Origin of the sequence: Luteolibacter arcticus, from assembly GCF_025950235.1 — a bacterium.
Taxonomy (GTDB): domain Bacteria; phylum Verrucomicrobiota; class Verrucomicrobiia; order Verrucomicrobiales; family Akkermansiaceae; genus Haloferula; species Haloferula arctica.
In genome coordinates, this window is record NZ_JAPDDT010000010.1 from 75,090 (window position 1) to 94,282 (window position 19,193).

A 19,193-nucleotide genomic window follows, 5' to 3' on the forward strand; every position below is an offset into this window, starting at 1 on the left:
AGGGAAAACCCCCACCGCCGGACGAAAGAAACCGGCGGCGGGAGTATATGGGCCTTGGGGGAGAAAAACGGAAGCGCGGGAATCGGTGACGGAATGCATGACGGACTCCCCCAGGCTTCCTTGGAAATTTCCCGAAAAAATTTCGGCGGACCGCTCAGACCAACCAACCGCCGGCCATTGCCACGGCAAAAACGCCGAGCGAGACCACCACTCCGGCCCCGAAAATCAGCAACCGCCCGCGCCCGAGCGGCTGACCCTGGCGGAACAAACCGCGCAGGTAGAGCTCCGCCACCGGGCCGAGCAGGAAGCAGAAATTCGCCCCGACAGCCACCATCACTGCCATGATCAAGGCGATGGAGAGAGGCATCCCCTGCTCGCCAACCCACCCGACAATCGCCACCACTCCCGGAATTGCCAAAATGGCATTGTACCACAGCCGCAGCTTTTCCCAAGCCACCACGATTTCCCGCAGCGCCGGCCGCTGGTTGTAGTCCGCTTCCGGTCCGGCACCTGCACTTGGCGGGGCGTAGGGATTCTCGCTCATGGCAGGATCGCCAGGCGACGCAGGTAGTCGAAGGTGTAGAGGCCGGTCGAGTGGCCATCCGCCCAGAAAAGCTGGATCGCGTAACCGCCGACCACCTCGCTCTTCTGCAGCTCGAAGCCGCGCGGGCCGATCTGCTGGACCGGCCGGAGAACCCGGCCGAGCGCGTCCGGCTCGCCCTGACAGGCCGCGCACGGGCAGGCGCGGCGCAACAGGTCGAGCTGCAGGTATAGCTCCTCGCCATCCTCAAAGGCGAGGGCGAGTTCATTGCCGATCACGAGGACATTTTGCAGGCGGCTCATGCTGGGTAGGGACGATAACCGAAAAGTGCGGAGCCGACCCGAACGACAGTCGAGCCTTCAAGCACAGCATCCTCGAAATCCGCGCTCATTCCCATGCTCAATCCCGGCAGCGCGAGGCCGGATTCCTTCCGCAAGCGGTCCCGGAGTTCCCGGGTCGCGGCGAACCAGCGGCGGGCTGCCGCGGCATCATCCGGCGGGATCGCCATCAGGCCGGCAATCTCCACCTGCCGAAGCGCAGCCAATTCCGCCGCGGAGGCCACCAGTTCGTCGGGCGAGAAGCCGCCTTTGCTCGCTTCGCTGGCAATGTTCACCTCTAGATAGATCTGCGGGCGCTTCCCCTCCTCACTGGCGACGCGATCGAGATACTCGGCCAACCGCAGCGAATCGACGCTGTGAATGACCGGGAAGGCGGCCACCACCTTGCGCGCCTTGTTGCGCTGGAGGCCACCGATGAAGTGCCACTCGATATCGGCTGGCAGCGCCTCGATCTTCGGCGCGGCTTCCTGCTGGCGGCTCTCGCCGAAGCAGCGCTGGCCGGCGGCATAGGCCTCCTGCACCGCCTCAGCAGGAAAGGTTTTCGACACCGCCAGCAAGGTTACCCCGGCCGGTTCGCGATCGGCGCGGCTACAGGCGTCATCGATGCGTCCGCGCAAGGCGGCCAAGCGTCCGGCCAAGTCACCCATCAACGACGCTCCAGCATCCCGGCCATCCGGGCGTTGCGGGTGATTTCCACAAGGTCGCCGAGGATCGACAGACCCTCACGCTTGTAGGGATCCAGGCCGGTCGGCCACCGCGGGGTGTCATCGAGTTCGGCGGTCGCGTCCTTCGCCCGGCGCATGAACTCCTCGTTCTCCTTGCTCGGGTCGAAGGGGCGCAAATCGCCGCCTTTCTCCACGTCGTCCAGCGTCAGCTTGAAGAAGGTGAAGATCTCCTTGTCCTTCTTCTCCGCCTCGCCGAAGCGGGCCTTGCGCTCGACATTGCGCTCGTGCTGCTGGGCCTCGATGTCTTCGAGCTCCTTCTTCCGGTCGGCGAGCTTGAGCGAGACCTTGTTATCGCGGATGCGCGCCTTGGTCTTGGTCACGTCCTCGATGACGTAGGAGAAGTCCTTCGAATTCTTGATCCGCTCGGTGCTGAGTTCTGCCAGCCGCGGACGGAACAGGTCTTCCTTCTTCAGCGGTGCGAAGTCGGGAGCGACCCGGATGCGATCATACTCCAGCGGGTGATCGAGGAACGCCTCGCCCACATCCAACGCATCGGTAAGGCTCGGGAGGACCACGTCCGGCACCACGCCCTTGTTCTGAGTCGAGTTTCCGGACGGGCGGTAGAATTTCTGGATGGTCACCTTCAGGGTGCCGGCCTTGTTGCGGGCCTTGAAGAACGGCAGCATGCGGCCGATATCCATCGGCTGCTGGACGGTGCCTTTGCCGAAGGTGGACGACTCGCCGACGACCACGGCGCGGTTGTTGTCCTGGAGCGCGCCGGCAAGGATCTCACTGGCGGAAGCACTGCTCTTGTCGGTGAGTATCACCATCGGGCCGTCGTAGATTGGCTCCTTGGCGTCCGACTCCTTCACCTGGATCTCGCCGAAGGTATTCTTGACCTGCACCACCGGACCGCGCCGGGTGAAGAAACCGGTCATGCGGCGGACTTCCTCAAGCGCGCCGCCGCCGTTGTTGCGGAGGTCGAGCACGAGCCCGTCGATGCCTTCGTCCTTGAGACGCTCGAGCAACCGCTCCACGTCCACCGAGCAACGGGTCTTGCCCTCGTCAAAGTCAGCATAGAACGAGGGCAGGGTGATCATACCGATGCGCGTCTTTTCGCCGTCGGCGGACTTCATGTCGATGATCTCGGCGCTGGCTTGCTCGTCCTTCAACTCGACCATGTCGCGGACAATGGTGATAAGCGTGGTCTCGCCCGGTGCGCCGCCGGCAGGCTCGGCCTTCATCTGCACCGGCGTACCCTTCTGCCCGCGGATCAGATCGACCACCTTGTCGATCTTCATGAACATGATATCGACCATTTCGCGGGGTCCGTCCCCATCCGGGTCCACGGCCACCACGCGGTCATTCAGCTTGAGCGCGCCGTGCTTGTCGGCGGGTCCACCGACCACGATGCCCATGATCTTGGTCGCGCCGTCTTCCTCGCCCTGCAGCAAGGCTCCGATGCCCACGAGCTCGTTTTTCATCCCGTCGCGGAACCGGTCCATCTCGCGGGTGCTCATATAGTCGGTGTGCGGGTCGAACGAGCGGGCCACCGAGCTCAGGAACATCGCGGCCACGTCCTCGTCATCGACATCCTTCACCACGCTGTGAAGGAAGCGCTCGTAGCGCAGCGAGATCTTCTCCTTCGGATCCTTGTCGTTCTTCAGCGGATTCGGCTTGCCCTGCTTCTCGGCGAGCTGGGCGATCATGTCGCGGCGGAGGATTTCGGAAAGCAGCGCTTCCTTGGTCTGCTTGCGCCAGTTCTCCATCGCCTCGGCCTCATCCTTCGGCCACGCGGCGTCCTTGCGGCTGCGCTCGATGCTCTCGTCCTTGGCGAAATCGAAGTTGTTTTCGGCCAGCAAGCGCTTGGTTTCCGCCACCCGGGCTTCCACACGCTGCTTGAAGGTATCGTAGATGTCCTTGGCCGCGACCATGCTGTTCTCCTGCAGCAGCATGGCGGACAGATCCTTGCCATACTGGCGATTGAAGCGGTCGATGTCGGCTTGGATGAAGTAAACCTTCCCGGAGTCGAGGTCGGCGATGAAATCGTCGAGAAAGCGCTGGCTCAGGTTGTTGAACGGCAGCCGGGCGAAGTGGCTGTTTTGCAGCATGATCGCCATCTGCCGTCCGACTTCATCGAAATTGGCCTGCTGTGCGCAGGCGGTGAGCGTGGTGGCGGCGGCGACGGCCGCCAAGGCGGCTCTGCGAATGCGGGAAATGCTCATGGAGAGAACCAATTCTGGGCTGAACAAGTGGGAGAGCGTCGCACGAAGGTCCGAAATGTCGATTTTTTAAAAAGCACTGCACATATCCTCAGGGCTTCTTGGCCGCGGCCCGCTTTTCGGCCAGCCAGCGATCGAAATAGTCGTCCTTCGCTTGCTTTTCGAGCACCTTGAGATCTTCCACGGGATCCTCCCCCCCCGCGCCCGGCAGCAGGAAGAGACGCATCGCCTGATCCAGGCCCATCGGGCGGGCCGCGAGGGTCATTTCGAGCTTCATCACTTCGGCACCGCGGAGGACTTCCAGCTTCACCTTGTCCCCAGGCTTGTGACGGCGGATCTCGGTTGCGAAGCTCTCACGGGCACCCATTCCAGCGGGCCATTTGATGTCATTCAGCGCCACCACCACGTCATTGACCTGGAGGCCCGCTTTCGCTGCCGGCGTGTCAGGATGCACCCAGGTGACCCAAACGCCGCCGCGTTGCTCGTCGTTCCCCGGCAGCGCCACGTTCCGCTCGTCCATCTGGATCCCCACGTAGCCCTTCCCTTCCTTCCGCTGGTACTCGGAAACGACGACTTCCTTGAGCGCTTCCCGCAGCCGCAGCCTGACCTCGGGATCGCCCGTGGCGTCGTGCTCCTGGAGAAGGCGGTTTCCCGCATTCTCGGGCTTCTCCTGGGCCCAGGCGATCAGGTCGCGCTGGGCTTGGACGCGGTCCTTGTATTCCTCGCTCGCCAGGGATCCCAAGGCGGCGGCGGGAAACTCGCCCTCGCCCAAAACCGACGCCGGAAGCATCCAAAGGACACTTCCGGCGAGGGAAAGACGGATGGCATTTACCGGGCGCATTGCACGGCGTTGAAACACTTAGTTACCCGTGATGTTCTTCTGAGGCACCTCGATGGTGTCCTTCGGCTCGAGCTTGATGTTCATGTGCTCGGGCTTCCTGAGGTTGTATTCCTTCACCTCTTTGCCGCGGGTGAGGCGCACGCGGTTCATCGCGCCAAACGGCGTCGCACCCTTGGCGGATTGCACCGCTTCCCAGATGGTCAGACCGCGGTAGTACTTCACCGGGCCGGGGCTGACAACCTGCCCACCTACGGTGACGAGCACTTCCTCGAGATTCTCAAGGCTGGTTGCCATCACGTTCACCGCCGGAGTGGTGAAAATCTTTTCGGCGCGATAGGACGCCTCGATGTTTTGGGCAAGCGAGGTCGGGCTCAACCCTGCAGCCCGAATCGTGCCGCTCAGAAGCGGCATCCGGATCGTCCCAGCCTCGGAAACGGTGTAGGACCCGCTGATCAAAGATGAATCCTCGGCTGGAACGCCTTTGATCTGGATCTGGATTGCACGGCCCGCACTGATCGTGGTCTGTGCGACCAGCCCCGGCATCGAAAGGCACAAGAGCGCAAGCAACAGGAACAATCGCTTCATGAAACAAATTCTCGGTTGAGGATTCATGGTGTCAATACAGGTCTTGCTTCGAATCGTCGGAAGAGGAGGAACTCCCGCGCGGCGACTGACGGGGTGACGGAGGTTGCGTCGCACCTTGGCTCGCTGACGACGTAGGCATCGGCTGCGACTCGGCCGGAGCGTAGTAGGTGTAGTAGCTGGTGTAGTACTGATACTGGCTATCGCTGCGGACGTCCACGTTATTGAGGACCACGCCGATGACGTGGCCGCCCACGTTTTCCACCGCTTGCTTCACCCGCATCAGCATGTTGCGAGGCAGCTTACGGTGCTGGACCACGATCATGGTCAGGTCCACTTCGCTCGCGAGCACCGAGGCATCGCTGACGCCCAGGATCGGCGGCGAGTCCACCAGGACCAAGTCGAACCGCTGCTTCACGTCTTGGATCAGCTCCGACATGCGGCGGCTGTTGAGGATACCGGCCGCGTCGGCAGGCAGGATGCCGGAGGGCATGAAGTAGAGGTTGTCCACCGGCGTCTGAAGAATAACGTCCTCCAGCATCAGCTCCGTGGTCAGGTAGTTGGTCAGGCCGACGGAGTTGTTGATGTCGAAGAAGGTGTGCAAACGCGGGCGACGCAGGTCGGCGTCGATCATCAGCGTGGTGTAGCCACCCTGCGCACAGATGTAAGCGAGGTTGACCAAGGTGGTCGACTTGCCTTCGCCGGCACCGCCGGAAACGACGGTGATGGCATTGTCCTCCGGGTTCTTGCGGTTGAACTCGATGTTCGTGCGCAGGATCCGGTAGGCTTCGGCGTCCGGGCTCATGCCGCTCTGCTTGTAAAGCACGCCCACATCCTTCGGGATGACGGCCAGCACCGGCACTTGAAGGTAGCGCTCCACATCCTCCAGCGACTTCACGGAGGTATCGAGATACTCGAGGAAGAAGGCGACGCCGACCCCGAAGATCATTCCGACAACCGCTCCGAGCGCCAGGTTCAGCGTGACATTCGGGCTCACGGGAACGCCGGAAATCATCGGCTCTTCATGCATGATGATCGGCTCTTCCGTGATCCGCGTCTGCATCTCTTCGGAGATCTGCTTCACCTTGAGCTGCTCCAGCAAGCGCTGGGCGGTTTCGAAGTCGTTCTTGGCATCCACGAAGCTCTGCGCCGCGATGCCGCCCTTGATCGCCTCTTCCTCTTTCAAATCCATGCGGGTCTTCAGCCGCGACAATTGCTCTTGGGAGAGTGCGAGCTTGGCCTTGAGAGTTTCGCGGAGATTCGCAACCGCCTCCACCAGGTCCTTCTCCATCTCCTCCAGCATCTTCGCTGAGGAAATCATCATGGGGTGCCGCTCGCCTCGTCCCTGGCTTTTCATCCCCTCATACTCCCGCTTGGCGGTTTGGAACTGCGGCAAGAGCACCGGGATAATGTTATCAGGAAGACTCAGGCCCGAGGCATAATTCATCAACTGCGGGCCATCATACTTCAGCAAGGTTTCGATCTGGCTCTCCAACTGGATCTTGTCTTGTTCCAGTGTCACGTAGGCGCGGGCGGCCGATTCAGCGTCATCCGCCTGGTCGAAGCCCCTCGATCCTTGGAACACGCTCTGATCGCCGGAGTAGATGATTCCTTCGGTCCGGATGATCTGCGACAAGAGCTTCCGCTTGTCCTCAACTGCATCTTCCTGGACGATCACCGCCTTGCGGAGTTCATCAAGAGCCTGGTTGGCATTGTCGGCCTGGAGCTTGTTGCGTCGCTCGCGATAGGCCTCTGCCACTTCCTTGGCAATCTTCTGCGCATCCTTCGGGTCATTGTAGCGGACCCGGATCTCGATGAGAGATGTGCCCCGGATATCTTGTGCATCAACAATCCCCTTGAGGGTTCGCCGCACCGATTCGAGATCGGTGTTCCAACGATTCACGAGGTCGAGGTTCTCAATTGCGGCATCCAGGGTCTTCTGGGCCTTGATCACCGCGAACTCGGTGGGCAAGAACGTCGCCATAGACGACTCCTGACCCCGGTTATCGGTCATTCCCGGAATCACTTGGGTACCAGTGCCTTTCGGGCGGACCTGCACGACCGCGATGCTCTCATATTTCTTCGGCATCACGTAGGTGATGACGAGTGCTGTCATGAACACCAGGAGGAAGGTCAATAGGATGACCCCATACCGGTTCTTGACGACCTGCCAATAGTCGATGGCATGGAGGGAAACCTCCGATGGGTTGGTTGATTGGTTCATTTCGAACGATTGCTGAATGGTTTATTGATGCTGATGGCTTCCCGTTCAAACGAAAAACTCCCGCAATGGATGGCCATTGCGGGAGTCTTTGAGCGTGAAAGGGTCCTTGTCTTGTTGGAGAGTGTTTCCTGGAGAACCTGCCGGGATCAGAATTCGGCACGCACGCCCACGCTGACGCGGTTGCGGCTGTAGCTCTGATTGGCGAAATCGGATTCGGAATCCGTGTAGTTGTAGGAGAGGGTGCCGTAGAGCATCTCGGTGAATTTCACCGAGAGACCAACGTAGGCGTTCCAGACGTCCTCATCGAGACCGCCAGCCGACACTGGGGCCGGACCGGCAGCAGCAACCAAGCGGCCGTCGTCAAACGTCGCTGGGATGTAGTCCACTCCGCCGAAGACGCTCAGCATCTGGGAGACCGTGTATTCTCCGGAAACTCCGAAGCGGAGGGTCTGGCGATCACTGAACTCATAGGTTCCGGGACCGATGAAGCGTACGGTGTCGTATCCCTCGATGCCGTAGCGGACGAAGCTGCGGATCGAGAATTGCTCGTTGACTTGGCTGCGGGCGGTCGCTTCCAGATACGGGCTGACGGTATTCTCGGATCCGATTCCGTCCGTTTCGTGGAACTGGGCACCCGCGCGAGCGATCAAGATCGTGTTGGGGCTGAAGCGATGCTCGACACCAAGAAGCAGGTGGTGGTCGGTATAGTCAGACGCGAGCTGGTCGCCATCGGTCTGCGAGTAACGATAATCGAGGGTCAGCACCGTCTGGGGCGTGAGCTGGTAGCGGAACTGATTGTAAAGCATCCAGGTGAAGCGGTCCTGGTTGCTCACTTCATCATCATAGTCCAAGCCGGTGAGCGAGAAGCCCGTGTAGGTGGCGAGGCGCTCGGTCCACCGGTAGCCCACCGAATTGTCGGTCGACCAATAGAAGTACTCACCCAACTGACGGGTCGTCGAGAAGCCGTAAGCATAATCCGGCTCAAGCTCGTACGAGATGAAGTTCCGACTGGAGAAGCGAAGCCGCTCGCTGACGCGGTGCGTGACGTTCACTCCGGCGCGGGACTGCGTGTAGATGTCGTCAGATCCCGTCGCAGCCGGCTCGTCGAAGTAATAGATCGCACCAAGGCGAGCATAGACATCCCAAGTGGTCTGGGGCGTGATCGAAACGAAGGAGAGGCCAACGAATGGATTGACGCTGAAGGCTTCGTCTTCAAAGCCAGGATTAGGGTCAAGCACGCCGTCACCGTTGACGTCGGCCAGAGCGGGCGCCGTCGGGTTGACATTGTCATCCCAGATGAAATTGACGCCCGCCTGCCACTTGAGCGGTAGGCTTTCCTGAGCTTCGTCAGGAATGTAATAAAGATCGGCCTGAACCGCTCCGATGGTGGAGGCGACGGCGAGGGTGGAAAGAAAGCTGCGTTTCATGTAGCTTGGTATCAGCAGAATTTACGGGTGCAAAACGAACTCAGTTACGCTTCGCAGCGGAAAAGAACAAATCATCCGCCGGACGGTCGATCACCGTGCTGATAGGAGGAGTAAGAATGGGCGGAACACTCGGCGGGGTGCCCGGCGGGATAGTCGGCGGACCACCAGGGGTCGGACCGACAGGGCCTTGACCCGGGAAGTCCAACGGATTCCAAGCCGGCTTCACGTCGGCAACGGCACCCTTCGCGCCCTTGGCACTCTTGGAGCTGTAGCCGGATTCGCCGCGATTCGGATCGAGTCGGCTGAGAACCGCTTGCACATCGGCCAGCGCTTCCGGAGCAACGGCCACGGCGCACTGGGAAATCAAGCGCATCTTCTCCGGAGCCACGGAGGCGGCCGTTTCAACGATGGCGGCAACCGTCTTGGCATCGGCTTTAGATGCTTCGATGGCGGCCTTCACGACTTCGCAGGCACAGTCGGGATTTGCCGAAACTTCCTTCTCGACCACTTGCAGCACATCGGCCGGCTTTTCAGCGACGGCAATTTTTACGGAAGCAGCAAGGTTCAGGCAATCGGTTTCCGCCGTCGCAACGGCAGGAACGATGCTCAAAGCCGCTGCAACGAGCGCGAATCGGAACGTGGTTTTCATGTCGGAAAAATCGAATCGGGATGTCGGGACCGGGTGAGAACGAGCGGGTAGTGGGAATCGAACCCACATAGCTAGCTTGGAAGGCTAGAGCTTTACCACTAAGCTATACCCGCGAAGTCGTGGGGAAGCTAACAGCCCGTCAGAAGGGGCGGCAAGTTCTTTTTGCTGGAAATCTCTTGGATTTCCGGGCTTCCCCACGTGATCGCGTAAGCCATTGGACACAAGGATTTGGGTTGCAGCGGAGGCCCTGCCAAGATACGGACCGGGCCGCAGACAGCGGGTGTAGTTCAATGGTAGAACGCGAACTTCCCAAGCTTGAGGCGTGGGTTCGATTCCCATCACCCGCACCATTCCCCTCGCAGCGCCGGATTCACCGGCTGACGTAAACGTTTGCGTCCTCGTGAAACCGCCAGGGGAGATCCTGAGCCCGCGAAATCCCGATGCGGAAGCTGCTTATCACCGTCTGGGGGGCTCCCGTGACGATTCCCGTGCTCTCTCCGTCAAGAAATTGACAGCCGTGAGCACCCCCATCGATCCCCAGTGCGCGGGTCAATTTGCCGGGCCCGGAACACAAGTCGCGCATCTTCGCTTTACCCCGCCGCTCCATCATCCGCTCCATCCCCGCCAGCGGTTCCAAGGCGCGGAAGAGCACGAATCCCGATCCCTGCGGCCCATGGACCAGCACGTTGAAGAGCCAGTGGACTCCATAGTTGAGATAAACGTAGGCCGTTCCAGGCGGGTGGGACGCGACAAAGGCCCGTGCGCCCGGCCGGAAGAACGTGTGGCAGGCCTCATCTCCCTCCGCCGCGTAGGCCTCGGTTTCCACGATACGGCCCTCGCATCCGCGCCAGAGGAACTTCGCGCCGATCAGTTCGCGGGCGCAGACCAAGGGACTCCGCTCGAAAAACTCTGCCGTGAGCCGCTCCATCGCCTCAAAGCCCGGTCGGGCGGTCGATGAAGGTCCACTCCAGGGCGAAATCGCGGGCCAGCCGGGCAGCCACCGCCTTCACCCCGAAGGTCTCCGTGGCATAGTGCCCGGCATACAATATATTTACATCCAGTTCCTCCGCCAAAGGATAACTCCAATGCGGGCCCTCCCCTGTGATGAATGTATCAACCCCCGAGGCTGGGCAAATTGCAACTTCCGAACCCGCGCCGCCGGTGACCAGTCCTATCTTTCTCACTTCTCGGGGCCCGCCGGGACAGACATGCAGTGGACCCTCGACTACGTCGGAGACCTTTGAAATCAACGATTCCCGGGAAATCTCTACTTCCACGGTCAGCCCCAGCCGCGTCCCCTTCCAATCCAGGAAGGTTCCGCTCGCCTTGAATCCCAAGGCATTCATCATCAACGCATTGTTCCCCAACTCCGGGTGCACGTCGAGCGGCAGGTGGGCCGAATAAATGGCCAGCCCGCCGTCGATCGCCGCCTTGATCTTCCGGTAGAAGGCCCGCGTCAGCGGCTGCACGCCCTGCCAGAACATCCCGTGGTGGACCACCAGCAGGTCCGCACCCGCCGCCACCGCAGCCTCGACGACCGGCAGTGAGGCATCCACGGCCGCCGCGACCTTGGTCACGGTCCCGCCGTTCTCAAGCTGCAGACCATTAACTGCGCCCGAGTAGTCCGGGATCTCGGCAATCCTCAGCTCTGCATCGAGAAAGGCCACGATTTCCTGAAGGCTCGCCATGCCGCCAGCCTTCACTCCCCGCAGAAGCGAGTCAAATCCGCCGGTAGCTCGGAACGCCATTCGCGCATCCCCTCCCACTCCGCGGTCAGCTTGCAGGCGTGCAGGGCGTGGCGCGGCAGGATCAGACGCGCCACCGACTCGTCGGAAAGCCCGTCCGCCATCTGCTCCAGGTAGGGTTTCCCGTCCGTCCCGTAGATCTTATCCCCCACCAGCGGATGGCCGAGGTGTTCCAGGTGCACGCGGATCTGGTGCATCCGCCCCGTTTCCGGAAAACATCGCAGCACCGTGAACTCCCCGAGCGCATTGGAAAAGCGCCGCTCCACCCGGAAGCCCGTCACGCAATCCCTGCCCGCCGGATCCACCGCCTGCCGCAGCCAAATCTCACCGCCTGCTCTTATAATAGCAGCCTCCACGCGCATCTCCTCCAACGCCGGCGAGCCGTGGACGATCGCCAGATACTCCTTCCCGATTTCCCGCCGCTCGAATTGCCGTGAGAAATGCCGCGCCGCCGCGGCGTGCTTGGCCACCAGCACCAGCCCGCTCGTCTCCCGGTCCAGCCGCGTCAGGATCGAAAGCCGCGCGCCGTTCGCGATCTCGTAGCGCAGCAACTCCTCCAATCCGCCGAGCAAGGTCGCCTCCACCTTGCCATTCGCCGGGTGCACCGCCAGCGGAGCTGGCTTGTCGACGACGATCCAGTCGTCCGACTCGTCGATCACCCGGAAATCACACACCGCCCGCACGCGGCGAGTAGCGGGTAGCAAGTAGCTTGTAGCGAGGGAAAAAGACGCTCTGAAGAACGCGCAAACGGCTGTTTCCCCTTGCTACAAACTACCCGCTACCTGCTACTTCCCGCCCATGTCCGCCGACGCGCAGCACACCCTCGCCTCCGCCGCCACCCTTGAGGGCACCTCCCTTCACACCGGGGCGAAGGTTACCCTGACCCTCAAGCCTGCACCCGTTGACCACGGCTTCAAGTTCCGCCGCGTCGATCTGCCCGACCAGCCGTTCATCGATGCCGATGCCGACAAGGTGCAAACCGTCGAGCGCGCCACCACCCTTGCCGAGGGCTCGGTCAAGGTGCACACCGTGGAGCACGTCCTCTCCGCACTCACCGGCATGGGCGTGGACAATGCCGTCATCGAGATGGACGCCAATGAGCCGCCGATCGGTGACGGTTCATCTCGCCCTTTCGTCGAGCTCATCAAGAAGGCCGGCCTCGCCGCCCAGGATGCACCGCGCAAGATCTGGGAGATCCGCGAGCCCATCCACCAGGAAACCGGCGATGGTTCGCTGATCACCATCGTCCCCAGCAAGACCTTCCGCGTCTCGGTCACCAATGTGGGCCCCGATGGTCGCTTCACCCAGTACTTCTCCAGCGAGGTCACACCGGAACTCTACGAGAAGGAAATCGCACCTGCCCGCACCTTCGTTTACTATGAGGACGTCAAGCCGCTGTTAGAGAAAGGCCTGATCAAGGGTGGCTCGCTCGAGAATGCCGTGGTCGTCCGTGGCAATGAGGTCATGAGCAAGGAAGCGCTCCGTTTTCCCAATGAATTCGCCCGCCACAAGGCGCTCGATGTGATTGGCGATCTGATCCTTTCCGGCAAGCGCATGCTCGGCCACGTCATCGCCATCAAACCCGGCCACGGCCCGAACTCGAAGCTCGCCGCCACCCTGAAGCGCGAATACGGCCGCATGCGCTCCCTTGCCGCGCCCTTCTCCCTGCCACGCGGCGAGACCGTCCTGGATATCAATGACGTCCTCAAGATCCTGCCCCACCGCTACCCCTTCCTGATGGTGGACCGCATCATCGACATGGTCGGCGACTCGAAGTGCACCGGCGTGAAGAACGTCACCATCAACGAGCCGTACTTCATCGGCCACTTCCCCGGCCATCCCATCATGCCCGGCGTGCTGCAGCTCGAAGCCATGGCGCAGGTCTCCTCCGTCCTCATGCTCCGCAAGCCGGAGAATCAAGGCAAGATCGGCTACTTCATGAGCGCGGACAACGTGAAGTGGCGGCGCCCCGTACTCCCCGGCGATACCCTGCACATCGAGGCCGAGGTCATCAAGATCCGCGGCTCGATCGGCCAGACCCGCTGCCGTTGCATGGTCGGGAACGAAGTCGCATCGGAAGCCGAACTGAAGTTCGCGCTCGTCGCCCAGTAAGCGGTCCACCCGATAAAAGCCGCAGGCCCTCGGACTGCTGGGATCATTCCCAGCTCTCCGAGTGCACGATGAGGCGGCCCGTTCTAACAGGTGGAAGCGATCCCGGAAGGTCGCCCATGCCCAAGTGAGCAGCCGGCCTCACCCTCGACTCAAAAGCGCCAAATCATCGCCGCAGTCCAAGGACAACTGCGTCGAGGTCATCCGGCAGGCGCCTCCTGCCTCACCGTCCGCCGGAACAGTGTCCACTGCCACAAGATCAGCGTCGTCCAGAGCCCCCCATACGCGAGCACAAGCAACCAATGGGGCAGCCGCCACCCGGGCGTGGTGATTATTACGTCTCCTGACCACTGAGCCTCCTGCCACCCCGGCTGCGGAAGTAGTGACGCATTGGTGAGCATCGATTTGTCCCGCCTGACCGACAACCCCTGCGGCCACCAAATCCTGCCATAATATACCAGACGGCAATACTTCAGGCATCCCGCCTCATGAATGACGGCATCAGGCATGGAGCTACTGCGCCACTCAATCAGCGCGACGGTCTCGACCTTCATCGAATCGACCCACGCCCACAGAAAGAACACCAATCCCGGCACGCCGAGCCAGAAGGCACGCGAGCGGGACAGGCGGAACTGAGTGCCCTTTTCCATCGCGCCGCCCCTTCTCAACCCCACGCGATCCCTTCGTAAAGCTCCGCCAGAGGAAGCTCGCAACCGATCTCCACGAGCGAGATCACCTCTGCCAAGCCACTGTATTCCTCCGCCTCGAAACCACCGCCGGAGCGTCGCCGATAGACCACCACCCGCGGCCGGTCCGACTCGACAAGCAGCAGCACCTTCAGCGACGGGATGGTGAGGTAGGCATCCTTCTTCTCCCCCATGTCGGTGCGGCGCGTCGATTCGCTGAGCACTTCCAACACCACCGCGGGTCGCTCCTGATAGTGGTCGGTACCGGAGTTCAGCTGGCAGACTACTTGCAGGTCCGGGTAGTAGAAGCGCGTATGATCGGGGTATTCGACCCGGACCTTCGCGTCGCTGCCGAAAGGCCGGCAGGGCTTGCCGCGAAGCTGGGATCCCAGTGACAGAATTCCATTCGCGGCGATCGCCGCATGGTCATTCGTCCCGCCGGACATCGCATGAATCACGCCGCCGAGATACTCGTGCCTGAGGTCCGAATGTTCCTCTCCGGCGAGGTAATCCTCCACCGTCACCAGCTCGGGCTTTTTCAGCGCGGTCATGCCCTACCCTAGCGACTTCGCCCTTCCGGGCAAAGGGCAAAGCCGGGCCGGAGTTCATGACCGGAAACAACCAGGCATTGACCCGCTGCGGCTTTCCCGAAGAGTCGCGGTGTGTCCTCGCTCCCCGAAGCCTGGCTTGCCACGCCGCGGAAATTCCCGCTGCGCGATCGCCTCATCTTCCTGCGGGTCGTCCGGCCGGACTGGATGGAGTCGGATGACCTCGCTTATTTCTTCGAGAACCACCGCCGGGTGCTGACCCACGGCCGGCTGGTTCTGGCGGCCGTGATCCAAGCAAACCGCACCCTCTACGATCCACAAGGGCCGGACGCTCCGGGCGAGATCGTCTATGACTTCGCCGGCGAGATGGGGCCGGTGGAACTGCTTGAGCTGGCGCTGCGACTGAAAGCCCTGCGCGACGGGGGCGCGGCCGACCCGAGGGCGGCCCGGATCGGCGACTACCTCGCGAAGTTCACCGAGCGCGTGTTCGGCTGGCCGATTCCCGAGGGCTGGGGGCCGGAGACCTGCCGGATTTCCTCGGTCTATTTCCCGCGCCATCACCTGTGGGGCTGCCGGCTCGCGGGAAAAATCTTGCCGGTGTGCGTCGATCCCGAGACGGGAGTGGCGGTGGTGTTTCCGGCGAAGTATTTGAGCGCGGAGTAGGCACCCCTTGGGAATTGACCGGGATCGCCTGACCAAGGCGTCATCGTGCCATGCACTACATGCTGCCGCCGGCCATGGCTCCGGCTCCGCGGAAGTTCCCGTTCCTCGACCAGTTCTCGTATCTGAAGATCGTGCAACCGGAGTGGTCGAAGCGGAACAACATGAATCTCTTCTTCAAGAACTACCCCCGGTCGCTGAGCCACGGGAGGCTGGTGCTGGCCGCCATTGTCCAGGCGAACAACCAGCTCTTCCAACCGGGCGCGAACGATTGTCCCGCGGTACTGGTGCTGGATCTCGAGGGCGAGATGAAGCCGGAGCAACTGATCCAGTTGGCGCACCGGATTTTCGATCTCAGGCAGGAAGGAACAGCGACCACCGAGCGCGAGCAGCAACTGGCGGACTACCTGAACGCGGAGAGCCTCCACGGCTTCGGCATGCCGGTGCCGGAAACGATGGGTCCGGAGTCGTGCCGCATCACCGCCGTCTTCATCGTCCGCAAGCACCTGCCCGGCGGACACCTGCAGAGCAAGATCCTGCCCGTGTGCGTGAATCCAGACAACGGCGTCGCAGTGGTGCTGCCCGTGAAATACTGGAGCTGAGCGATACCAGACAGCGCATCACACCGCGAGCGTCAGTGCCTGCGCGTCCGCCCAGCGCTTGAGCACGCGGAACTCGAATTCCCCCGGCCAGCGGTTCCACTTGCCGCGGACTTGCACGATGCGCCGCGTGGCGCGCTCGACCTCGATGGTGAGCCGCGGCACGATGCGGGCAGGCACGACAGCAGGATGAAGCTGGCGCAGCGAGAAAATCGCCGACTTCCCGCTCCGGCAACGACGCCAGTAGCCCGCCACGCAGTGCCGGAGTTCACGCCCTTCGGCGAGGAGTTGGGCGTGACACAGCCGCTCACGGAACACCCACACCGAGGGCGCGGCGAAGCCTTCCGCACAGACGATCTCGAATGGTGTGACGTCGGGCATCGGCGCCCAACTGGCGTCGCTGAGATGGCGGAGTTCGGCCCGCAGGCCGCCACGGGTGAGGTCGGTGTCGCGAAAGTGCACCCCTTCCACAATCGCCGCATCTAACAGGGAGCGCCAGCGCCGGAACGCATGCCGCCGGAGTTCTCCCAGAGGAAGATCGACCAGCAGCCGGGCGCGATTGACATGGTCGTGGTCGAGCAATTCCACCAGCACATCCGCGATCACGCCGAATTCACGCGGATCGAATTCCCGCGCCGCGGCCACTTTGGCAAGCAGCCGCGACCACAGCTCGTCGTTGGAAAAATCCCCAACAAGTCTGTGGGCCAGCACCTCGTCGCTCAAGGCGTCCGAAGCCCCGAGGGTGACGAGTTGCCCCCAGCGCAAGGCCTGCCGGATCGACACGGTCGCCGGGGCCTGAAGGGCATGGTGAACCGCGCGCCCGGTGATCGAGCGCGGAAAGCCCTCGGCCCGCCGCCAACTGCCGCCTTGGGCGAGATGGCAGTACCAGTCGCGCTCGATGAGATGCAGCGCGCCGCGGATGCGCCACGCGGATTCAAAGAAGCCGGGCACCGGCCAAGCGGCGAAGAGATGATGGAGCAGATCCTGCCAGCATTCCTCCGGCGATAGTCGCGACGGCGGACGCCACGAATCAGGCGAGCGCAGCCACCGGCCGGAGTACGCGGCGACCCGCGCCAGCATCGGCACCAGTTCGGCAGACAGCGGGTGCGGCCGGTCGAGCAGGTGGCTGTGGATGGCAAGCGCTTCGGCGAGCCGCTGGCAGGGATCACGCAGGGACGCGGTCACCTTGCGAGGCGGGCGGAACATCCGGCCAAGAGCGCGGCCGTGTTTACGAAAGCAGGGATTCTGAATATGGGAGGCGACCCACGGACGACCGGCGATGATGTCGGTGACGATGGCGAGGTCCCCTCCCGAACGGGAGTGGAAAGAGGGCATGGCAACGGAGAGTTGGGAACGGACTAGCACGCCGCCCGAAACGGGCAGCACGGCTTACGGGGCGCGCTCAAGAAGCGCGGCCAACGACCAACTCAGGAATGAACCGATGCCATGAACATGACGTCCCCGAACTATCCAACCACCCGGCGAAAGCAATTCCAAACTCCCGCAGGCTGGACTCCGGCCCCGGCATCGGGATGGATCGGCCGCGGATGGATCCGGAACTGGAAGCAGCAGCGAGAGCCGCAGGAGTGGGCCGAGGGGAGAAGCACATTTTCCTCTGCGCCGATGCGAGCAAGCCAAAGTGCTGCGACCCGGCACAGGGACTGGCGTCGTGGGAGTTTCTCAAAAAGCGGCTGGCGGAGCTGGGACAAAGCGGCCCGCTGATCCTGCGGACGAAGGCCGATTGCCTGCGCGTCTGCATGCGGGGGCCAGTCGCCGTGGTCTATCCAGATGGCACCTGGTACCACTCGTGCACGCCGGAGGTGCTTGCGCGAATCGTCACAGAGCACCTCGTCGGCGGGGTGCCGGTGGAGGAGTTCCGGTTGCGGGGATGAGACGGAGATCGAAAGATTCTCGAAACTTCGGATTCAACCGCGAAATCACGCGAAAGGACGCGAAATTTGAAACAGCCAAAAGGCCTTTCGATTTCCTGCCTTTAAGATTTCGCGTCCTTTCGCGTGATTTCGCGGTTAAAAATCGAATCAAGATTTGGTCCCTTTCGTTGTCCCCCCTGACTTTCCTCCGCAGCCGGTTGTCGCTCCGTGCTTGCTCCGGCGGGCGGTCCGGCGCATGGCTTGGCCCTTGCCATGCCCGGTCTGATCATCGCTCCACGCGCCCGCATTTTCCACGGCCACGAATGGGTCTACGCCACGGAGGTGAAAAAAACCTTCGGCGATCCCCAGCCCGGCGACGTGATCACGCTGAAGGATTTCCACGACCGGCCACTCGGCACGGCCATCTACAACCCGGCCTCGCAGATCGTCGCACGGCGCTTCTCGCGGCGGCGGCAGGATCTCGATGCGGACTTTTTCCTGCGCCGGATCGGCCAGGCGATCGAGCACCGGAAGAACGCCGGCCTCGATGAAACACTGGCGCGACTGGTGTGGAGCGAGTCGGACGGGCTGCCCGGCCTGATCATCGACCGCTACGGCGCGCACGTGGTCGTGCAGACGCTGACGCTGGCGATGCGCCAGCGGGTCGAGTTGATCGTGGCGGCGTTGAAGGAGTTGGTTTCACCGGACTCCATCATCCTGCGCAATGATTCGCCGGTGCTGAAGGCCGAGGGCATCGAGGAGGAAATCACGATGCTTCACGGCGCGACTCCGGGTGCCTACGTGGTCGAGGCGAACGGCCTGAAGTTTGAGATCGATCTCTTCGACGGGCAGAAGACCGGCCTGTATCTCGATCAGCTCCAGTCCCACGCCGAGGTCGCGAAATTCGCGAAGGGCAAGCGCGTGCTCGATTGTTTCACGAACCAGGGCGGCTTCGCCCTCGCCTGTGCCAAGGCCGGTGCCGCGAAGGTCACCGCCGTGGACATCTCCGAAGGTGCCTGCGCCGCCGCCCGCCGCAATGCCGAGCTGAACGGGCTTGAGGTGGAAGTCATCGCCCACAACGTCTTCGACTTCCTCAAGCACGCGCAGCCGGAGTATGACCTGATCATCCTCGATCCGCCGAGCTTCACGCGAAACAAGAAGACGCTCGTCGACGCCATGCGCGGCTACAAGGAGATCCACCTGCGCTCGCTCAAGCTACTGGAAAAGGGCGGCATCCTTTCCACCTTCTGCTGCTCCCACCACGCGAGCCGCGAACTCTTCCAAGAGAACCTCGTCGATGCCGCGGTGGATGCGAAGAAGTCGCTGCGGCTGGTGATGAACCACGGCCAACGCCCGGATCACCCGGTGCTGCTCGCGCTGCCGGAGACGGAGTATCTGAAAGGCATCACCGCCGAACTGATGGCGGGGCGATGATGGCTGTAGCGGCGGGTCTATGACCGTCGCACTTTGGCGGCCACAAGCCGCA

The 19,193-nt window shown here is 62.3% G+C and carries 20 protein-coding genes and 2 tRNA genes; 6 read left to right on the forward strand and 16 right to left on the reverse strand.

Annotated features, from left to right (window positions below; all coding sequences use genetic code 11):
- Positions 1 to 154: 154 nt before the first annotated feature.
- From OKA05_RS19930 to OKA05_RS19975, 10 genes are all read right to left on the reverse strand, one after another.
- The gene (locus tag OKA05_RS19930; RefSeq protein ID WP_264488950.1) at positions 155 to 544 is read right to left on the reverse strand and encodes a hypothetical protein; all 390 of its coding nucleotides are present in this window, start codon (positions 542 to 544) and stop codon (positions 155 to 157) included.
- Entirely contained in the window at positions 541 to 843 is a 303-nt protein-coding gene (locus OKA05_RS19935) for a gamma-butyrobetaine hydroxylase-like domain-containing protein (RefSeq protein WP_264488951.1), read from the reverse strand. The genes OKA05_RS19930 and OKA05_RS19935 overlap by 4 nt, the downstream gene beginning before the upstream one ends.
- Positions 840 to 1,526 (reverse strand): YggS family pyridoxal phosphate-dependent enzyme, encoded by a 687-nt coding sequence (locus tag OKA05_RS19940; protein ID WP_343226981.1) that lies wholly within the window; start codon positions 1,524 to 1,526, stop codon positions 840 to 842. Before OKA05_RS19940 ends, OKA05_RS19935 begins: the two co-directional genes overlap by 4 nt.
- Positions 1,526 to 3,769 carry a carboxy terminal-processing peptidase gene (locus OKA05_RS19945; protein ID WP_264488953.1) on the reverse strand — a complete coding sequence of 748 codons (2,244 nt, stop codon included), beginning with the start codon at positions 3,767 to 3,769 and terminating at the stop codon, positions 1,526 to 1,528. The genes OKA05_RS19940 and OKA05_RS19945 overlap by 1 nt, the downstream gene beginning before the upstream one ends.
- Positions 3,770 to 3,857: 88 nt before the next feature.
- Complete coding sequence (locus OKA05_RS19950) at positions 3,858 to 4,556, reverse strand: PDZ domain-containing protein (RefSeq protein ID WP_264488954.1); 699 nt, start codon at positions 4,554 to 4,556, stop codon at positions 3,858 to 3,860.
- A 69-nt stretch (positions 4,557 to 4,625) separates the two neighbouring features.
- The gene (locus tag OKA05_RS19955) at positions 4,626 to 5,192 is read right to left on the reverse strand and encodes a polysaccharide biosynthesis/export family protein (RefSeq protein WP_264488955.1); all 567 of its coding nucleotides are present in this window, start codon (positions 5,190 to 5,192) and stop codon (positions 4,626 to 4,628) included.
- A gap of 31 nt (positions 5,193 to 5,223) precedes the next feature.
- Positions 5,224 to 7,413 (reverse strand): GumC family protein, encoded by a 2,190-nt coding sequence (locus OKA05_RS19960; protein WP_264488956.1) that lies wholly within the window; start codon positions 7,411 to 7,413, stop codon positions 5,224 to 5,226.
- 146 nt (positions 7,414 to 7,559) lie between these two features.
- Positions 7,560 to 8,840, reverse strand: a complete 1,281-nt coding sequence (locus tag OKA05_RS19965) for a porin family protein (protein WP_264488957.1) — start codon at positions 8,838 to 8,840, stop codon at positions 7,560 to 7,562.
- A 40-nt stretch (positions 8,841 to 8,880) separates the two neighbouring features.
- Positions 8,881 to 9,489 carry a hypothetical protein gene (locus OKA05_RS19970; RefSeq protein WP_264488958.1) on the reverse strand — a complete coding sequence of 203 codons (609 nt, stop codon included), beginning with the start codon at positions 9,487 to 9,489 and terminating at the stop codon, positions 8,881 to 8,883.
- A 42-nt stretch (positions 9,490 to 9,531) separates the two neighbouring features.
- Positions 9,532 to 9,602 (reverse strand) — tRNA-Gly (locus OKA05_RS19975).
- A gap of 163 nt (positions 9,603 to 9,765) precedes the next feature.
- Here OKA05_RS19975 and OKA05_RS19980 point away from each other — a divergent pair.
- Positions 9,766 to 9,839 (forward strand) — tRNA-Gly (locus OKA05_RS19980).
- Positions 9,840 to 9,859: 20 nt separating this feature from the next.
- Here the strand turns inward: OKA05_RS19980 and OKA05_RS19985 are convergent.
- Genes OKA05_RS19985 through OKA05_RS19995 form a run of 3 tightly spaced genes read right to left on the reverse strand, consistent with a single transcriptional unit; the run spans position 9,860 to position 11,917 of the window.
- Positions 9,860 to 10,417, reverse strand: coding sequence for a DNA-3-methyladenine glycosylase (locus OKA05_RS19985; protein WP_264488959.1), 558 nt, complete (start codon positions 10,415 to 10,417; stop codon positions 9,860 to 9,862).
- 4 nt (positions 10,418 to 10,421) lie between these two features.
- Positions 10,422 to 11,177 (reverse strand): Nif3-like dinuclear metal center hexameric protein, encoded by a 756-nt coding sequence (locus OKA05_RS19990; RefSeq protein ID WP_264488960.1) that lies wholly within the window; start codon positions 11,175 to 11,177, stop codon positions 10,422 to 10,424.
- Between the two features lie 11 nt (positions 11,178 to 11,188).
- The gene (locus OKA05_RS19995; protein ID WP_264488961.1) at positions 11,189 to 11,917 is read right to left on the reverse strand and encodes an RluA family pseudouridine synthase; all 729 of its coding nucleotides are present in this window, start codon (positions 11,915 to 11,917) and stop codon (positions 11,189 to 11,191) included.
- A 115-nt stretch (positions 11,918 to 12,032) separates the two neighbouring features.
- On the opposite strand from OKA05_RS19995, the gene OKA05_RS20000 reads away from it, so the two are divergent.
- Entirely contained in the window at positions 12,033 to 13,346 is a 1,314-nt protein-coding gene (locus tag OKA05_RS20000; protein ID WP_264488962.1) for a bifunctional UDP-3-O-[3-hydroxymyristoyl] N-acetylglucosamine deacetylase/3-hydroxyacyl-ACP dehydratase, read from the forward strand.
- A gap of 197 nt (positions 13,347 to 13,543) precedes the next feature.
- Here the strand turns inward: OKA05_RS20000 and OKA05_RS20005 are convergent, their stop codons facing one another.
- Together OKA05_RS20005 and OKA05_RS20010 are read right to left on the reverse strand one after the other, a co-directional pair.
- Positions 13,544 to 13,993 (reverse strand): hypothetical protein, encoded by a 450-nt coding sequence (locus tag OKA05_RS20005; RefSeq protein ID WP_264488963.1) that lies wholly within the window; start codon positions 13,991 to 13,993, stop codon positions 13,544 to 13,546.
- Positions 13,994 to 14,007: 14 nt separating this feature from the next.
- On the reverse strand, positions 14,008 to 14,580 hold the full coding sequence (locus OKA05_RS20010; protein WP_264488964.1) for a Uma2 family endonuclease: 573 nt from the start codon (positions 14,578 to 14,580) through the stop codon (positions 14,008 to 14,010).
- Between the two features lie 111 nt (positions 14,581 to 14,691).
- Here OKA05_RS20010 and OKA05_RS20015 point away from each other — a divergent pair, with 111 nt between their 5' ends.
- Positions 14,692 to 15,240, forward strand: a complete 549-nt coding sequence (locus tag OKA05_RS20015; protein WP_264488965.1) for a hypothetical protein — start codon at positions 14,692 to 14,694, stop codon at positions 15,238 to 15,240.
- Positions 15,241 to 15,290: 50 nt separating this feature from the next.
- Positions 15,291 to 15,839, forward strand: a complete 549-nt coding sequence (locus OKA05_RS20020; protein ID WP_264488966.1) for a hypothetical protein — start codon at positions 15,291 to 15,293, stop codon at positions 15,837 to 15,839.
- An 18-nt stretch (positions 15,840 to 15,857) separates the two neighbouring features.
- On the opposite strand, the gene OKA05_RS20025 is transcribed toward OKA05_RS20020, so the two are convergent.
- Positions 15,858 to 17,171: a PcfJ domain-containing protein gene (locus tag OKA05_RS20025; RefSeq protein WP_264488967.1), complete on the reverse strand. Its 1,314-nt coding sequence runs from the start codon at positions 17,169 to 17,171 to the stop codon at positions 15,858 to 15,860.
- A gap of 212 nt (positions 17,172 to 17,383) precedes the next feature.
- Between OKA05_RS20025 and OKA05_RS20030 the strand changes: the two genes are divergently transcribed.
- Both OKA05_RS20030 and OKA05_RS20035 read left to right on the forward strand, forming a co-directional pair.
- Positions 17,384 to 17,728 (forward strand): (2Fe-2S) ferredoxin domain-containing protein, encoded by a 345-nt coding sequence (locus OKA05_RS20030; protein ID WP_264488968.1) that lies wholly within the window; start codon positions 17,384 to 17,386, stop codon positions 17,726 to 17,728.
- 252 nt (positions 17,729 to 17,980) lie between these two features.
- Positions 17,981 to 19,141 carry a class I SAM-dependent rRNA methyltransferase gene (locus tag OKA05_RS20035; protein WP_264488969.1) on the forward strand — a complete coding sequence of 387 codons (1,161 nt, stop codon included), beginning with the start codon at positions 17,981 to 17,983 and terminating at the stop codon, positions 19,139 to 19,141.
- Positions 19,142 to 19,193 lie beyond the last annotated feature (52 nt).

Excerpts from the sequence above, each read along its gene's own strand:
- OKA05_RS19930 (WP_264488950.1), bottom strand. The coding sequence starts at position 544 with ATGAGCGAGAATCCCTACGCCCCGCCAAGTGCAGGTGCCGGACCGGAA.
- OKA05_RS19935 (WP_264488951.1), bottom strand. The coding sequence starts at position 843 with ATGAGCCGCCTGCAAAATGTCCTCGTGATCGGCAATGAACTCGCCCTC.
- OKA05_RS19940 (WP_343226981.1), bottom strand. The coding sequence starts at position 1,526 with ATGGGTGACTTGGCCGGACGCTTGGCCGCCTTGCGCGGACGCATCGAT.
- OKA05_RS19945 (WP_264488953.1), bottom strand. The coding sequence starts at position 3,769 with ATGAGCATTTCCCGCATTCGCAGAGCCGCCTTGGCGGCCGTCGCCGCC.
- OKA05_RS19950 (WP_264488954.1), bottom strand. The coding sequence starts at position 4,556 with ATGCTTCCGGCGTCGGTTTTGGGCGAGGGCGAGTTTCCCGCCGCCGCC.
- OKA05_RS19955 (WP_264488955.1), bottom strand. The coding sequence starts at position 5,192 with ATGAAGCGATTGTTCCTGTTGCTTGCGCTCTTGTGCCTTTCGATGCCG.
- OKA05_RS19960 (WP_264488956.1), bottom strand. The coding sequence starts at position 7,413 with ATGAACCAATCAACCAACCCATCGGAGGTTTCCCTCCATGCCATCGAC.
- OKA05_RS19965 (WP_264488957.1), bottom strand. The coding sequence starts at position 8,840 with ATGAAACGCAGCTTTCTTTCCACCCTCGCCGTCGCCTCCACCATCGGA.
- OKA05_RS19970 (WP_264488958.1), bottom strand. The coding sequence starts at position 9,489 with ATGAAAACCACGTTCCGATTCGCGCTCGTTGCAGCGGCTTTGAGCATC.
- OKA05_RS19985 (WP_264488959.1), bottom strand. The coding sequence starts at position 10,417 with ATGGAGCGGCTCACGGCAGAGTTTTTCGAGCGGAGTCCCTTGGTCTGC.
- OKA05_RS19990 (WP_264488960.1), bottom strand. The coding sequence starts at position 11,177 with ATGGCGAGCCTTCAGGAAATCGTGGCCTTTCTCGATGCAGAGCTGAGG.
- OKA05_RS20000 (WP_264488962.1), top strand. The coding sequence starts at position 12,033 with ATGTCCGCCGACGCGCAGCACACCCTCGCCTCCGCCGCCACCCTTGAG.
- OKA05_RS20005 (WP_264488963.1), bottom strand. The coding sequence starts at position 13,993 with ATGGAAAAGGGCACTCAGTTCCGCCTGTCCCGCTCGCGTGCCTTCTGG.
- OKA05_RS20010 (WP_264488964.1), bottom strand. The coding sequence starts at position 14,580 with ATGACCGCGCTGAAAAAGCCCGAGCTGGTGACGGTGGAGGATTACCTC.
- OKA05_RS20020 (WP_264488966.1), top strand. The coding sequence starts at position 15,291 with ATGCACTACATGCTGCCGCCGGCCATGGCTCCGGCTCCGCGGAAGTTC.
- OKA05_RS20025 (WP_264488967.1), bottom strand. The coding sequence starts at position 17,171 with ATGCCCTCTTTCCACTCCCGTTCGGGAGGGGACCTCGCCATCGTCACC.
- OKA05_RS20030 (WP_264488968.1), top strand. The coding sequence starts at position 17,384 with ATGGATCCGGAACTGGAAGCAGCAGCGAGAGCCGCAGGAGTGGGCCGA.
- OKA05_RS20035 (WP_264488969.1), top strand. The coding sequence starts at position 17,981 with ATGCCCGGTCTGATCATCGCTCCACGCGCCCGCATTTTCCACGGCCAC.